The following is a 15543-nucleotide window of genomic DNA, read 5'->3' on the forward strand; positions in this document are numbered from 1 at the left end:
TTAGCCGACAGACTCCATACCAAGACGTCTCTTGACGAGGAGGAAGAGGTGCTCAGAAAACCGGTTAAGCCAAAACCAAAATAAAACCGATGGTTTCAAGTGAGTTTTGGTTTAATTCGATCTGCAATACTTCAGGCCAGTGAAGAAAATGGTGCTGGCATCCAGTCATGGGAGGCTTTTACTCATACTCCCCCATCAGAGGCTCAAGGCAATGGGTTCTGGACCTGGCTAGAAAAACCATCCAGCTGGATACCAGAAGCTCAGGGAGCTGCAGCAAAATACACTGAACAAGCCTGGATAAAAGCACTAAACCTTGCGAAATCTCATCCGGAACAGCAGGTCATTGCCTACAAAGGCGGCTTTGGTGCTGGCAAAACCTCCCATGGCAAAGCGGAGTTTGGAGATCAATTTTCGGGTAGTGTAGCGCCGGATAGCGCAAAGAGAGTTGTTCGTAAAGCACTACCCGTGTCGCACGCCACTGCACATACTCAGGGCTCAGATATGGCCTTTAAACTATTTAATGGTCTGATCAAACGCCCTATGGGCACCATCATTTATGATAGCTCCCTATCTTCCGCAGGCGATGTCAAAGATTTAAGCAGAAAATCCTCAAACGCAGGCAAGCCGTTGAAAGTCATTGATATCACCAGAGACGATAAAGCAAGAGCTTTAGCCGTCCTGGCACGAGAAATAGATGGAGAAGACCCAAGAATACCACTGAGTTTTATAGAGATGGGAGCCGAACGGGATAGAAAACAACGGCCTGATTGCATGAACGCCATTTTAGACAGTCAGCAAGTTACTACCATTGAGTCAAAGTCAACGCCCAAAAAAAACAGACCACACACCTATGAATTTCATTGTGCCGATTCTCTTGGAGCTGATCGTCAGCTGGTATGCACCCTCAAATCGGGCAAGTCACCAATCTGGAATGAATCGCTTACAAAAGATGAAATTAATACACGATTAGCCAGTCAAGGCATAAAATTCAACACCGATACTGATCGGTTTGAGCAACTAAATCCCAATGAGGTATGGAAAGACAAATTGAGAGACCAGTTAAAAAAACCTGTTCACGAGTTGATCCAAGGACTCTCTGATGGAGAAGCAAAAATAAGACGCGCCTGCTTTTCAGAACGCTCTCTCCCTCTAAAGTTCAATCTGTATGAACTCACACCAAGAACACTTTATACGAAGTTAACTGCCGATATTAGAAGCAAAATTTCAGTAGAAGCCTTTGAAGCCAGCTTTGAGCCACTTTCTGAACAAGAACGAATAGACACCCTCAAGCTCTTCCAACAACCCATTAATACCGAAATAAGTACGACATACCTGGATCTGCCCGCTGTCGTAGCAATAGAATTGCATAGGGCTTTTCGTTCAACACCAGAGTGCTGGAAAACAAACAATAAATCTTGAACATAAAAAAGCCGGTTCATTTTAAAATGAACCGGCTTTTTTACCAGTAAACGTCACTTCACCACTTTAAGATGAGGTCGTCCTGGCTTAGGCGGTTTGGAAGGTTCATCCGTCGCTTCAGGCTCATCAGTTTCCGGCTCCTGAAACGCGTCTTCTTCCTCTTCATAGGGCTCAGTTTCAAACACCATGCCCTGTCCATTCTCCTGAGCGTAGATAGCCATCAGGGCTGGAATCGGTACAACAATCGTCAGAGCGCGACCACCAAAGCGGCCATCAAACATAACGAAGTCATTAGCGATATTCAGAGTTCGCACCGCAGTAGGGGAGATATTCAGAACAATCTGACCATCCTTAACATATTCCTGAGGTACCTCGACACCTGGTCGATGAGCATCCACCAGAATGTAAGGGGTACAATCATTATCAAGAATCCACTCGTACAACGCTCTGGCAATGTACGAACGACTACTGGTCATTGTCATATCTATCTCCGGGCCACCACTCTATGCTCAGAACCTTTTGCGACAGCATTACTGATCACAAACACGCTTACTCGCGCATTTCCTTTTCAAACTCAGAAAGGCTTTCCTGGAATGATTCGCGCTCAAACAAGCGATCAGCATAGTCCAGAATTGACTTGCCCTGTTTCGGCAGCTCAACACCCAGAATCGGCAAACGCCAGAGAATCGGTGCAACGCAGCAATCAACCAGAGTGAACTCTTCACTCATAAAGAACGGCATTTCTGCAAAGATTGGCTCCACCGCCAACAGGCTTTCACGCAGCTCTTTACGAGCACGAGCCGCTGGCGTCTCTTTGGTCGCCGGATTCAGAATAGTGTCCACCAGGGCACACCAGTCTTTCTGAATACGGTGCATCATCAAACGGCTCTGGGCACGACTGACCGGATACACTGGCAACAGTGGTGGGTGCGGGAAACGCTCGTCAAGATACTCCATCATGACGTTTGGTTCATACAGAACCAGCTCCCGATCAACCAGAGTCGGCACATTGTTATAAGGGTTCAGATCGGAAAGTTCCCTGGGTGGGTTTTCCGGGCTTACATTCTGAACATCAACAGCAACGCCCTTCTCAGCAAGGACGATACGAACCCGGTGACAATAATGGTCAACTGGATCCGAGAAAAATATCATGGATGACTTTTTGGCAACTACGGCCATGAAGTACCCCCGCCTTCATGAAAAGGATGAGAGAATTCGGCAACAATCCCTACCGATCGGTCATTAGCAACTTTTCTAACCACTGCTGATCACTGATCGATGGGCAATTCAGCCGCCCGTGAAATAACGGTGTATCATAGCAAACTTTGCCTACATCATCATAGCCCTGCTTGCGTCAATTCCGAAAGATTCCTCCGAAACACCGTTATTCCCCCAACCAATCTACTTACCTCACCATGCAGAGGGGGAAATACTCATCAAAAAGCCTATTCTGAAACCGTTTCTTCATTTGCACCGTATAGGCTGATCTGATAACCATTAGTGATAAGAAAAATAACTACGTATGGAAACACGTCATTGAAGCCGGATCTTCCGCCGAGCATCACCTGACACTCAACGAGGATAAATCCCTTGGATATTACTGCCAGCACCCTTGATAACACCAACACCGAAGCGATCACTCGCACGCCGATACTGAACACAGGCACCCCAGAAGCAAAACGCAGTGAGCTGCTGAATTACTTTCAGGCCACCTGTGATCAATACGAGCAACTCTTCCAAACTCTGGCCAAAGAGGATGCCTGGTTTGAAAAAGCCATCCCCCTGCGTCACCCGCTGATTTTTTATTACGGCCATACCGCCGCTTTTTTCGTCAACAAGTTAATGACTGCCAAGCTAATTTCGGAGCGTGTAGATCCTTACATTGAATCCACTGTTGCCATCGGTGTGGATGAAATGTCCTGGGATGATCTGGATGATAAAAATTACCGCTGGCCCTCTGTGAAACAGGTTCACGAGTATCGTCAGAAAGTGCGGGCAGTGGTGTGCGATTTTATAGAGTCAATGCCCATTGAAATGCCCATCCACTGGGAAAGCCCGGCATGGATTATCCTGATGGGCATTGAGCATGAGCGCATTCATCTGGAAACTTCGTCGGTACTTATTCGCCAACTCCCGATCTCATGGGTCACTGCAAATGATGATTGGGCACCCTGCCCAGAAACCGATATAGCCCCCGAAAACCGTTTGATTAATGTGCCAGGGCAATCCCTAAAACTCGGCAAAGATTACGATAACGAGCTTTACGGCTGGGACAATGAATACGGCCGTTTCGAGGTAAATGTCGCACCTTTCAAGGCCAGTGAGTTTCTGGTGAGCAATCAGGAATTCAAAACCTTTATGGACGCCGAAGGCTACGACACCGAACGATGGTGGACCGATGAAGGCTGGGCCTGGGCCACCTTCAGCAAAACCCGCCACCCCGAGTTCTGGGTATCGGATGGCAAGAATTATCGCTATCGCACAATGCTCGAAGAAATAGAAATGCCCTGGAACTGGCCCGTGGATGTCAATTGCCACGAAGCACAGGCTTTTTGTCGCTGGAAATCGGAAGTCAGCGGGAAGCAGATTCAACTGCCCAGCGAAGCGGAGTGGTATTGTCTGCGGGAGTCTATCGATACCGACCAACCCTATTGGGATACAGCACCGGGCAACATCAATTTGGAATACTGGTCATCCTCCTGTCCGGTGGATCGTTTTCGTACCGGCGACTTCTGCGATGTTATTGGCAATGTCTGGCAATGGACGGGCACGCCCATCGATGGCTACGACGGATTTCGGGTTCACCCTTGCTACGATGATTTTTCCACCCCGACCTTTGACGGCCGGCACAACCTGATCAAAGGTGGCTCATGGATTTCCACCGGCAACTACGCTATCAAAGATTCTCGCTACGCCTTTCGAAGGCACTTCTTTCAACATGCAGGTTTCCGATACGTGGAGTCCACCGCCGTGACCGATACTTCTGATAATCCCTACGAAACTGATGAACTGGTTGCGCAGTATCTGGCCTTCCACTTTGGAGAAGACTATTTCAATGTCACCAACTACCCCAATGCCTGCGCACAAATCTGTCTTGAAGCCTCAAAGAGCACTGCGCAAACACGAGCACTGGATCTTGGCTGTTCAGTCGGCCGAACCAGTTTCGAGTTAGCCAGGGATTTTCAACACGTCGACGGCATCGATTTTTCAGCTCGTTTTATTTCTGCGGCCGTAGAGCTTCAGGAAAAAGGCAAAGTTCGCTACTTCATCCCAACGGAAGGTGAACTGGGCGATTACGCCGTTGCCGATATTACTGAACTGGGCTTCGATGATATTGATATAGGCCGAATCCGTTTTACTCAGGGTGACGCTTGCAATCTGAAACCCATTTACAACGATTACGACCTGATTTTTGCGGGCAACCTGATTGACAGGCTCAACAATCCAACACAGTTTCTCAGCACAATCCACGAACGACTTCGCCCCGGTGGCATTTTGGTGATTACGTCACCCTACACCTGGCTGGAAGAATACACACCGAAAAAGAATTGGCTTGGTGGAATACGGGAAAATGGTGAGGCTGTGGACACCTACACCGGATTACAAAGAGTGCTAAACGAACACTTTGAAGAGGTGCAAGCGCCTCAGGACGTGCCTTTTGTCATCCGTGAGACAGCACGAAAATATCAGCACAGCGTGGCACAGTGTACTGTCTGGCAAAAAAAATAGGCTTCATTAATGAATAAGGGCAACGTGCTGCTGCCCTTATTCATTAATGCTCTCGCTTACGAATCCAGAAAACATACTGATTATCCTGCTCATTCTGGTCCAACAAAGGATGATCCAGAAAATTGCAGAACTTCGGAATATCTCTTTGGGTAGAAGGGTCTGTGGCAATCACTCTGACCACTTCGCCACTTTTCATATCCCGAATCTTATTGTGCAACATCATCACCGGCTCCGGGCAAAACAGGCCGCAGGTATCCAGCTCATGATGCACTTCAAACGCTTCATTTTTTACAACAGCCGTCATATCAGACTCATTACACACTTAAGGGAGAAGAAATAAAGAATTTACCAAACACCCGTCATTCCCACGTAGGTGGGAATCCACCACGAACAGTGGATCCCCGCCTTCGAGGCTGTTGCAAAAGCCCAAACATCTCGTTCCCATGCTCCGCGTGGGAATGCATACCTCTTAATTTTCAAAGAGATAGATGTATGGGTTCCCACGCAAAGCATGGGAACCAGTGCTTTTGCGACAGCCTCCTTCGCGGGGATGACGATGGGATGAAACTGAATGCCTCTCCCTTAGTATCTCTCAAACCAGTTCCTGCCGGTGGGCAAACCACCTATCCCGAGCGCTGAATCGTCGGAAGACCCAAATCAGGCCAACACCTCGCGCGCCCATAAACAGGGTATAAGCCAGCCACAACCCCTGATTCCCCAGCCCTTTAAAGGCAAACCACAAGGGAAGGAACACCAGAACCGTAGCCGCCAGCATCGTGTGCTGCATCATATCGGTTCTGACGGCACCAATAAAGACGCCATCCAGCCAGAAACACCAGACAGCAATCAGCGGCATCACCACCAACCATGGCAGATAAACCGATGCTTGATCCACCACTTCTGGAATATCGGTCAACAGCCCCAGCAAGGCATGACCACCAACGCCCAGAATAAGGCAGAATAAACCACCGCAGATCAGGGAACACCAACCCGTCACCCGGATCACTTGCGCAAACAGTTTACGATCTTTTCTTCCGATGGCTTCACCGGTCAGCGCTTCTGCTGCATGAGCAAAACCATCTAGGCCATTAGAAATCAACACCATCAAATTTAATAACAGGGCATTAGCGGCCAGAATGTCATCGCCGAGCCGAGCACCCTGGGCAGTGAAGAAACTCTGAACAAACAACAGACACAGAGTTCGTACAAATAAGTGGCGATTCAACAACACCAGCCGGCGGAACCCAACGGCATCCAGCAGCATCGCCCATGAAAACTGGCCGCCGGTTTCCTGAAGTGTTCGATTTACAATGTATAACCCACCAGCCAGTGCCATATAATCCGCAATCACGGTGGCCAACGCAGCGCCCTGTGTCGCCCAGCCAAGCCCGAGCACAAACCAGAGATCCAGCACAATATTGACCACATTACCCAGCACCAGAATAAACAGCGGGCCTTTGGGTTTCTGTATTCCGATCAGCCAACCAATCAACGCATAGTTAATCAATACTGCCGGCGCGGAAAAAATACGGGCGGAGAAATAGATGTCAGCCTGCCGGGCAACCACAGCACTGGCATCAAAATAAGGCAGCACCACTGAAAAGATCGGTGACGAAAAGAGAATCAACAACACCCCAATCGCTGCAGCACAAGCCACGGACTGCAACAGCCATTTTCGGCAGGCATCTCGATCACCACGACCTTTTGCCTGAGCCACCAGGCCGGTCGTCCCCATCCGCAAAAAACCAAATGCCCAAAACACCATGCTGAACAAGGTTGCAGCAATGGCAACACCGCCTAAATATTCAGGTGAAGGCAGGTGACCCAGCACCGCTGAATCCACTAAACCAAGCAGTGGGACTGAAATATTTGAAACGATTGCTGGCCAGGCAAAGTACCAGACTTTACGCCTTATAGAAAAAGACAACGCAGCAGCCTCACTGAATCTAATCATCAAAAAAGCATTCTAGTTTTTTCACCGCCCGATCAAAATAGTAAAATTCAACCTTGCAAATTCAACTTTCTCATAGCTTGTCGTATATCCTCTCGCTCTTTTTCTGCTTCCTCAAAAATAACATCCGCCTGATTTGCAACAACACCAGCCTTTAATTTATGATGACTTTCGCCACAACTTGCAATTATCGCCATGCGTTCTTTAATGGTCGTGAACGTAGACTGATCCAACATCATAGAACTTATCTTTTCAGAAGAATCACGCAGCATATTTTCGAATTTTGCGCTCTGCAGCGCTGGCAATCTTGCATCCAATTTTCGGGCTTTTTCGCGAATTTCGTTATCATTGCTGCCTTTAGCAAATATCAAATCATCTAACGCTTGAAGGATCGTTTTTCCATCGACTATTGACTCATTCTCCAGAACCTCACTGGCATTGAGCAAGCACGCTTTTGCCAACAACACCTCAACTTCTTTAAAACCCTCACTATAAACGGTTCTCAAGTGTTGCAATACGGGTTCTGACATCTTTCCGGTCTTTAGCAAATGCAATGAATGCAGGTAAGTCATTCGAAAATAGCTCTGAACTATCACTTCATTCGCTGGATATTCTCCCACTATTTTTCGTAGTTCATCTATTAACTCGATGGATCCAAGCTCCAGACATCTCTCCAGCTTCTTTAATCGAATACGGCAATCGAGCATACGAAGCTGTTCGATCTCATACTCGCAATCCCAGCCATAATTCTCGGCCTCATAAAACGCATCCATAGCGAGCTCACGGTCAAATCCGGGTATGCCCCCTTCATACCCGCGCTTATACTCCTGTCCAATCCAATATTGGGACTTCGCATAAAGCTCCCTATAACCACCCCCTTTGCCTACCAATCCCAATAGCGCCTCCGCATCGTGGGCAAAAGAACAAAGATTGTCGAGATTAAGACATTCGTCACCTGCAGTTATCCTGACAACCCATTCAAGCACCTTATGGAAAGCATTTTTTCTGCCCCCCCATTCCTTAACATAAGGTTCGACATCCTCAACTCTGCCAATGTCTCTTTGACAAATATCACAGTGGATGATTGAGCTTCCCTCCTTATCTCGCATTTTCAATTCCAGACACTCTAAATGCATCAGGTGGGGGCCTTCACATCTGCCAACACCAACAACACCCAAAGATCTGTACTGCCATGTTGTCAGGCTCTGAAGATATATCTGAGCATCATCCAAAAATGGTTCTTTACAAATAGAGCAACTCTTTTCTATATTTTCATCAAAAGGGGCCTGATAAACAGGTGCTGCTGAAACGGGCATATAAAACCTTATCTGATACCAATAAATATGCTCAGTATGGACAACTCGTTTTATAATTTGTTCAAACAAATATCCACCATATTGATTTCTAAAAATTATAATTTTACGATTCACCCGTTGAATGATGGATAAACAATCAACTAAATATTCAGGCTTGACCTGACGCCCCAGCAAAGCAGTAAAAACCTTAAGGCTATAACCATGCCAACCCCCCAAACCGGAATATTACCCAACGCCAATACGGATGCACTGTTTATTGTGATTTCGATCAACAGCACTAACAATCTCGGGCTGGAACGCATCAAACAGAATCTATCCTCAATTCCTGCGCTAACCCGAACCCTTAGCAATCAACATCCTGATGCGCAACTGAGCTCTACTGTCAGCATTAGCAGCAAAGCCTGGGATCAACTGTTCCCCAACACCAAGCCTGTAAATTTACACCCATTTATCGCCCTGGAAGATGGCCATAGAAAAGCCCCCGCAACAGCTGGCGACACACTCCTGCACATCCGCTCCAACCGAAAAGACCTGAACTTTGAATTAATGCAGCACGTGATGGGGTTGTTTGGCGATACCGTAAAAGTTGAAGAAGAAGTGTATGGCTTCCGCTATCTGGACTGCCGCGACCTTACCGGCTTTGTAGACGGCACTGAAAATCCGGAAGGCGACAACCGTGCAGCCGTGGCGATTGTCGGTGAAGAAGACAGCGATTTTGCCGGCGGCACGTACATTCACACTCAGCGTTATGTGCATGAGCTGAAACAGTGGGCACAGTGTCCGGTTCACCAACAGGAAACCATGATCGGGCGAAGCAAAGAAGAGAACATCGAATTCAGCTCTGACGACAAATCACCGGATGCCCATATCAAACGGGTCAACCTGAAAGATGCAGATGGAAAAAGTATGGAAATACTCCGCCACAGCATGCCTTATGGCGATTCAAAAGAATCGGGGTTGTACTTTGTTTCTTACTGCAGAACACCGGTGCATTTTGAGCTGATGCTAGAAGCCATGATTCATGCAGACAGCGAGGGTCACTACGATCACCTGATGAAGTTTTCAGACGCCGTTACCGGCTGTGCGTTCTTTGCACCATCGATTGAGTTTCTGGAAAACGCTTCAAACTAAAGCGCCTTCCTTTAACAAGCCGCGCAAAACTCGTGAATACAAACAACACTGGTTTGCAGATGATCTTCGTGAGAAAAGCCTGATACCTTTCTGGGTTTCAAGTCATGATTACCGTCTGCCAGCCAGTGAATACTCACATTAGGAGACAATAAATATTCACCGACAGTTTCCCTATCTCCCATGGCATCCCGCTCACCCTGCATCACCAATATAGGCATATTTATTTCCTGTAAATGGTCAATTCTGGGTTTGTCTTGCTTACCTGAGGCATAAAAGGGATACCCCAGACAAACCACACCCTTAATAGGAACCGGACTTTCCCTCCCCTCACTTTCATACTGAGCAACCAATAATGTTGCCATTCTTCCGCCCATGGATTTGCCACCAATAAACACCGGCCTGCCCACTTCTTCATACACTGCGTCTAACACCCGCTCCCAACAAGCCAGTAATTTTGGCTGACGATCTGGCGGTCGACGAGAACCTGTTTCCCGACGCTGCTGCATATAATCGAATTCAAAACGGACGACAGTGACTCCGGATTCACAGATCAATTCAGCCATTCGTTCCATAAACTCGCTGTCCATTGCCGCACCTGCGCCATGGGCCAGTATCAGTACTTCCGCATTATCTGATGCTTTATTCCAGATTAATTCCATATAAGAACCTCAGGCTAGTCGTACATAAATACCACTGGAACCACGATTAAGTACAGACCGAAAAAGCATTAGCGGGCACACCTATATTTCGGTATCATGGCGGCGGAATGTGGGGGCATCCTCTTACAAGATGCTCTGATTCCGATGAGGATAACTGAAGCGTTAAATGACCAAAAAAGAGTCATACACGGCTGAGAAAAAGAAAGTCAGGACTGTTACGACAAGACGTCTGTTTTTATAAGTAGGTTTTATAGAACAAGAGTAAGCAGGAGCTGGTGTTTGCAATTTTCTTTCAGCATGATGTTGGCTGCACCATCATACGAAAAGTAATTCAAAAGACACGGTTCATCTTCCACTTTTTCAAACTGTTTACATGGACGAGAACGGTCGTTCACTGGAACTGCTTCGCAAAACAGATAACGCTACAACACTTCTGCCTTCCAAACAAAGCCCTCAGGCTCAGTTTTTGACCGGATACTGATCTGTGTCAATACAATTCCATTTCGGTTTACCCACAATATTACGAACTCTCATAAGTATAACCCGAAGGTAACATGGAGCATGAGTACTGCAACGTTACAGCCGAGCTATCAAGACACGGCATATAACTACAACGTAGTTCGGCAGTTTGCCATCATGGCCGTGGTCTGGGGTGTTGTCGGTATGGCGGTAGGCCTGCTGATCGCATCTCAAATGGTCTTTCCTGAACTCAACCTGGGCCTGCCATGGACCAGTTTTGGACGCTTACGACCACTGCACACTAATGCGGTGATTTTTGCGTTTGGAGGTTGCGTATTGTTCGCCACTTCCTACTACATCGTACAGCGCACCTGTCAGGCGACACTGGCTCTGCCAAAGCTCGCTGCCTTCACCTTCTGGGGATGGCAACTGGTGATCGTGCTGGCCGCCATCACATTGCCACTGGGCATGACCTCTTCTAAAGAATACGCCGAGCTGGAATGGCCCATTGATATTTTGATCGCTGTGGTCTGGGTCAGTTATGCGATCGTGTTCTTTGGCACCATTATGAAGCGTAAGAGCAAGCACATTTATGTGGCGAACTGGTTCTTTGGCGCGTTCATTATCACCGTTGCGGTTCTGCACATTGTCAACAGTGCCTCTCTGCCGGTGAGCTGGACCAAATCCTACTCCGCCTATGCCGGTGCAATGGATGCCATGATTCAATGGTGGTACGGTCACAACGCGGTAGGCTTCTTCCTGACGGCGGGCTTCCTGGGCATGATGTACTACTTCGTACCGAAGCAGGCGGAACGTCCGGTTTACTCTTACCGTTTGTCCATCGTGCACTTCTGGGCACTGGTGGCGATTTATATCTGGGCTGGCCCTCACCACCTGCATTACACCGCTCTGCCTGATTGGGCTCAGAGTTTGGGCATGGTGATGTCTCTGGTGCTGCTGGCGCCTTCCTGGGGCGGGATGATCAACGGTATCATGACGCTTTCCGGCGCATGGCACAAACTGCGTACCGATCCAATTCTGCGCTTCCTGGTTGTCTCTCTTTCCTTCTACGGTATGTCTACCTTTGAAGGCCCAATGATGGCGATCAAAACCGTTAACGCCCTGTCTCACTACACCGACTGGACCATTGGTCACGTGCATTCCGGTGCGCTGGGTTGGGTTGCCATGGTGTCCTTCGGTTCTCTGTATCATCTGATTCCGAAACTGTACGGCAAAGAACAAATGTACAGTGTCAGCCTGATCAACACGCACTTCTGGCTGGCGACTATCGGCACCGTGTTGTATATCGTTGCCATGTGGGTGAACGGCATCATGCAAGGTCTGATGTGGCGTGCAGTGAACGAAGACGGCACCCTGACTTACAGCTTTGTTGAGTCTGTTGAAGCCAGCCACTTTGGTTATGTGGTACGGGCGATTGGCGGTGCATTCTTTGTGCTGGGCATGCTGTTGATGGCTTATAACGTCTACCGCACAGCCACTGAAACAGAAGACACTTCTGTGAATGAGAATGCTCAGCCGGTTGCAGGGAGCTAATAACAATGATTAAACACGATATTGTTGAAAAGAACATTGGCTTGATGGTGATACTGGTGGTGGTTGCCATCAGTTTCGGCAGCCTGGTGGAAATCGTCCCCCTGTTTTTCCAGAACGAAACTACTCAGCCGGTTGAAGGGCTGGAGCCGTATAGTGCGCTGGAACTGGAAGGCCGCGACATCTACATCCGCGAAGGGTGTGTTGGTTGTCACTCCCAGATGATTCGCCCGCTGCGTGCAGAAGTGGAACGTTACGGTCACTACTCTGTTGCCGGTGAATCTGTATATGACTTCCCATTCCTCTGGGGTTCCAAGCGCACCGGGCCTGACCTGGCGCGTGTGGGCGGTCGTTACTCCGACGATTGGCACCGTGCTCACCTGATCAACCCAAGAGATCTGGTGCCACAATCCATTATGCCGGCGTACCCATTCCTGGCAGAAACACCGGTGGATAACAGCCTGACTGCAAAGAAAATGAAAACTCTGCGCACTCTCGGCGTTCCTTACACCGATGCGGATATTGCCGGCGCTAAAGATGCAGTGAAAGGCCGTACCGAGCTCGACGCTCTGGTGGCTTATCTGCAGGGTCTCGGAACCAACATTACGAGTAAGCGCTGATGGATATCAATACGATTCGAGGACTGGCGACAGTTGTCGCTCTGATCGCCATGCTGTCGGTGATCATCTGGGCTTACAGCAGCAAGCGCAAAGGCGAGTTTGATGAGGCAGCTTCACTGCCTTTCGCTGACGACTCAGATATTAATATTCCGGTTACGGAACACCGGGAAAATGACAATGCCCATAGCGGGACAAAGAACTCCCCAGAAAGAGGAGTAGCATAACGATGAGTAATTTCTGGCACTGGTGGATTGTTCTACTAACCTCCGCCTGCCTTGTACTGGTCACCTGGGTATTGTTTTCTACCCGTAAAGCCCAGCGCAGGGATATGACTGACGAGACAACCGGTCACGCCTACGACGGTATTGAGGAATACGACAACCCAATGCCACACTGGTGGTTTGTGATGTTCGTCGCCACTCTGGTGTTCACTGTGGGCTACCTGATTCTTTATCCGGGCATGGGTAAATGGGCAGGCGTTCTTGGCTGGACGCAGGTGGCCGAATTGGAAACTGATCAGCTGAAACACGAGCGCAGATTCGCACCAGAGTTTCAGCGTTACGCGGCAACCCCCATTGAAGAACTGATTAACAATCCGAAAGCCCTGAAAATGGGTGAGCGGGTGTTTATCAACAACTGTGCACTTTGCCACGGTATGGATGCAGGCGGTAACTTCGGCTTTCCAAACCTAGCCGATAACGACTGGCTCTACGGCGGCTCTGCAGACGCTCTCAAGACCTCCATTGCACAAGGTCGCCAAGGGCAAATGCCAGCCTGGGGCGCGATCATTGGCGACAAAGGCGTTAAGCAGGTTGCCAGTTATGTACGTGAGTTGTCTGGTATTGATTCTGGCGCCAGCCAGGATGACCTGGATGCAGGCAAGAAGGTGTTCAGTACGACGTGTGCCGTTTGTCACAGTGCAGATGGTACTGGCAACTATGCACTGGGTGCGCCGGATCTGACCAATAACGTTTGGTTATACGGCTCCAGCCAGACTCAGGTTGAATACACCATTCGAAAAGGTCGTAACGGTGTGATGCCACCTTGGCATAACATTCTCGGCCCTGAGAAAGTTCACCTGGTGACTGCGTATGTTTACAGTCTCACTCATAAGGCTGAGTAAAACCCTCCCCCCGACCTCTGGCTCCCATGCTCTGCGTGGGAGCCAAACTATCAGGCAGTGGTATGCATTCCCACGCAGAGCATGGGAACGAGTATCGAGGGGGGTGTTCTAAACCAATCTCACCGGTAATTTCGGCGCTATGAACACACAAAATGCCAACCAGGAACCGGAACTGATAGATCTCTACCAGAAGCCCGAAAAAATATACACCCGAAGCTTTTCCGGCCTCTATCGTAATTTACGGCTGGCCGGCGGTACTTTCCTGTTTCTACTGTTTTTTGGCACCGCCTGGCTCAATATCAACGGTCAGCAAGCGATTCTATTTGATCTGCCTGCCCGACAGTTTCATATTTTAGGCACCACCTTCTGGCCCCAGGATTTCATTCTGCTTACCTGGTTGCTAATTATTTGTGCCTTCGGTCTTTTTGCTTTGACGGTTTTTGCTGGTCGAGTCTGGTGCGGATACACCTGCCCACAAAGCGTCTTCACTTGGGTATTCATGTGGGCAGAGCGTGTTACCGAAGGTGAACGCAACCGCAGAATGAAGCTCGATAAAGAGCCCATGTCTGCAAATAAGTTTCTAAGAAAAGCCGCCAAGCATGCCATTTGGGTTGCCGTTGCATTCACGACGGCACTGACCTTTGTTGGCTACTTCACCCCAATACGGGAACTAGTGGTTGATCTCACCACGGGTAACGTCAACGGCTGGGGTCTTTTCTGGCTGGCCTTCTTCACTATTGCCACTTATGGCAACGCCGGTTATCTGCGCGAACAAGTATGCATGCACATGTGCCCTTATGCCCGCTTCCAGAGTGTCATGTTTGACAATGATACCCTCGTTGTCGCCTACGACGAGCGTCGTGGGGAAAGTCGTGGTGCGCGAAAGAAAAGCGTTAACCCGAAAAGCGTAGGCCTTGGCGATTGTGTTGATTGCAGCGTCTGCGTTCAAGTCTGCCCAACCGGTATTGATATCCGTGATGGCCTGCAATACCAATGCATCGGCTGCGCCGCTTGTATCGATGCCTGCGACACCATTATGGATAAGATGGGTTATGAAAAAGGACTCATCAGTTACACCACTGAGCATCAGCTTGCTGGCGGTAAAACCCACTGGTTGCGTCCACGCTTAATCGGTTACGCCGTTGCCCTGATCGTCATGATCGGACTATTTTTCGTTACTCTGAACAGCCGGGTTGCACTGGAGCTTGAAGTATTGAGAGACCGAAATGTACTCTATCGCACACTCAGTGATCAGCGCATTGAAAATATCTACACTCTGAAAATTGCCAATAAAGATCATGTAGCCCATGAAGTGCAGATTCAGGTAGACGGCTTTGATGGTCTAACCATTTCCGGTAAGACATCCCTTATGATCGAACCCAGCAGTGTGGCACAGGAAGTCATTCGCGTGATTGCACCTCAGCTCGATGGTGCGCCAATAACTCGCCCTATTGAGTTCAGCATCATTTCAAGCAAACCAGATCTCGACGCTATCACTGCAGAGAGTCGTTTTATGATTCCTTCCAGGTAATCTGATCAGCCGTGTCGCGCCATGCGTCACGGCCACTTTGCCCACCATCCCATC

14 protein-coding genes are annotated in these 15543 nt (G+C 48.7%); 8 read left to right on the top strand and 6 right to left on the bottom strand.

All coding sequences use genetic code 11. From position 1 onward, the window contains the following. The first annotated feature begins 99 nt into the window (after nucleotides 1-99). Entirely contained in the window at nucleotides 100-1419 is a 1320-nt protein-coding gene (locus AKL11_RS22610; RefSeq protein WP_067522263.1) for a hypothetical protein, read from the top strand. A 53-nt stretch (nucleotides 1420-1472) separates the two neighbouring features. Here the strand turns inward: AKL11_RS22610 and AKL11_RS22615 are convergent, their stop codons facing one another. Continuing rightward, the gene (locus tag AKL11_RS22615) at nucleotides 1473-1901 is read right to left on the bottom strand and encodes a ClpXP protease specificity-enhancing factor (protein ID WP_095210636.1); all 429 of its coding nucleotides are present in this window, start codon (nucleotides 1899-1901) and stop codon (nucleotides 1473-1475) included. A 67-nt stretch (nucleotides 1902-1968) separates the two neighbouring features. Next, nucleotides 1969-2598: a glutathione S-transferase N-terminal domain-containing protein gene (locus AKL11_RS22620; RefSeq protein ID WP_067522265.1), complete on the bottom strand. Its 630-nt coding sequence runs from the start codon at nucleotides 2596-2598 to the stop codon at nucleotides 1969-1971. A 411-nt stretch (nucleotides 2599-3009) separates the two neighbouring features. Between AKL11_RS22620 and ovoA the strand changes: the two genes are divergently transcribed. Further along, a complete protein-coding gene (ovoA, locus tag AKL11_RS22625) occupies nucleotides 3010-5148 on the top strand; it encodes a 5-histidylcysteine sulfoxide synthase (protein WP_095210637.1) in 2139 nt (712 codons plus the stop codon). A 43-nt stretch (nucleotides 5149-5191) separates the two neighbouring features. Here ovoA and tusA read toward each other — a convergent pair whose 3' ends face one another. The 3 genes from tusA to AKL11_RS22640 form a co-directional block, all read right to left on the bottom strand. Further along, the gene (tusA, locus tag AKL11_RS22630) at nucleotides 5192-5452 is read right to left on the bottom strand and encodes a sulfurtransferase TusA (RefSeq protein ID WP_067522267.1); all 261 of its coding nucleotides are present in this window, start codon (nucleotides 5450-5452) and stop codon (nucleotides 5192-5194) included. A gap of 288 nt (nucleotides 5453-5740) precedes the next feature. Further along, entirely contained in the window at nucleotides 5741-7102 is a 1362-nt protein-coding gene (locus AKL11_RS22635; protein WP_067522269.1) for an MATE family efflux transporter, read from the bottom strand. Nucleotides 7103-7149: 47 nt separating this feature from the next. Beyond that, nucleotides 7150-8631, bottom strand: coding sequence for a hypothetical protein (locus AKL11_RS22640; RefSeq protein ID WP_172807361.1), 1482 nt, complete (start codon nucleotides 8629-8631; stop codon nucleotides 7150-7152). On the opposite strand from AKL11_RS22640, the gene AKL11_RS22645 reads away from it, so the two are divergent. After that, complete coding sequence (locus tag AKL11_RS22645) at nucleotides 8617-9546, top strand: Dyp-type peroxidase (protein WP_067522273.1); 930 nt, start codon at nucleotides 8617-8619, stop codon at nucleotides 9544-9546. The genes AKL11_RS22640 and AKL11_RS22645 overlap by 15 nt on opposite strands. Before the next feature lie 11 nt (nucleotides 9547-9557). On the opposite strand, the gene AKL11_RS22650 is transcribed toward AKL11_RS22645, so the two are convergent. After that, nucleotides 9558-10205 carry an alpha/beta family hydrolase gene (locus AKL11_RS22650; protein WP_067522275.1) on the bottom strand — a complete coding sequence of 216 codons (648 nt, stop codon included), beginning with the start codon at nucleotides 10203-10205 and terminating at the stop codon, nucleotides 9558-9560. A 561-nt stretch (nucleotides 10206-10766) separates the two neighbouring features. Here AKL11_RS22650 and ccoN point away from each other — a divergent pair. The 5 genes from ccoN to ccoG all read left to right on the top strand — a co-directional run bounded on the left by ccoN (nucleotide 10767) and on the right by ccoG (nucleotide 15489). Further along, complete coding sequence (gene ccoN / locus AKL11_RS22655) at nucleotides 10767-12218, top strand: cytochrome-c oxidase, cbb3-type subunit I (RefSeq protein ID WP_067522277.1); 1452 nt, start codon at nucleotides 10767-10769, stop codon at nucleotides 12216-12218. A gap of 8 nt (nucleotides 12219-12226) precedes the next feature. Continuing rightward, nucleotides 12227-12835, top strand: a complete 609-nt coding sequence (gene ccoO / locus AKL11_RS22660) for a cytochrome-c oxidase, cbb3-type subunit II (RefSeq protein WP_067522388.1) — start codon at nucleotides 12227-12229, stop codon at nucleotides 12833-12835. Beyond that, nucleotides 12835-13059, top strand: a complete 225-nt coding sequence (locus tag AKL11_RS22665; protein ID WP_067522279.1) for a CcoQ/FixQ family Cbb3-type cytochrome c oxidase assembly chaperone — start codon at nucleotides 12835-12837, stop codon at nucleotides 13057-13059. The genes ccoO and AKL11_RS22665 overlap by 1 nt, the downstream gene beginning before the upstream one ends. 2 nt (nucleotides 13060-13061) lie before the next feature. After that, nucleotides 13062-13958 carry a cytochrome-c oxidase, cbb3-type subunit III gene (gene ccoP / locus AKL11_RS22670; protein ID WP_067522281.1) on the top strand — a complete coding sequence of 299 codons (897 nt, stop codon included), beginning with the start codon at nucleotides 13062-13064 and terminating at the stop codon, nucleotides 13956-13958. A 139-nt stretch (nucleotides 13959-14097) separates the two neighbouring features. Beyond that, on the top strand, nucleotides 14098-15489 hold the full coding sequence (gene ccoG, locus AKL11_RS22675; protein WP_067522283.1) for a cytochrome c oxidase accessory protein CcoG: 1392 nt from the start codon (nucleotides 14098-14100) through the stop codon (nucleotides 15487-15489). Nucleotides 15490-15543 lie beyond the last annotated feature (54 nt).

This window comes from Endozoicomonas ascidiicola, assembly GCF_001646945.1.
In the GTDB taxonomy this organism is placed as follows: Bacteria; Pseudomonadota; Gammaproteobacteria; order Pseudomonadales; family Endozoicomonadaceae; genus Endozoicomonas; species Endozoicomonas ascidiicola.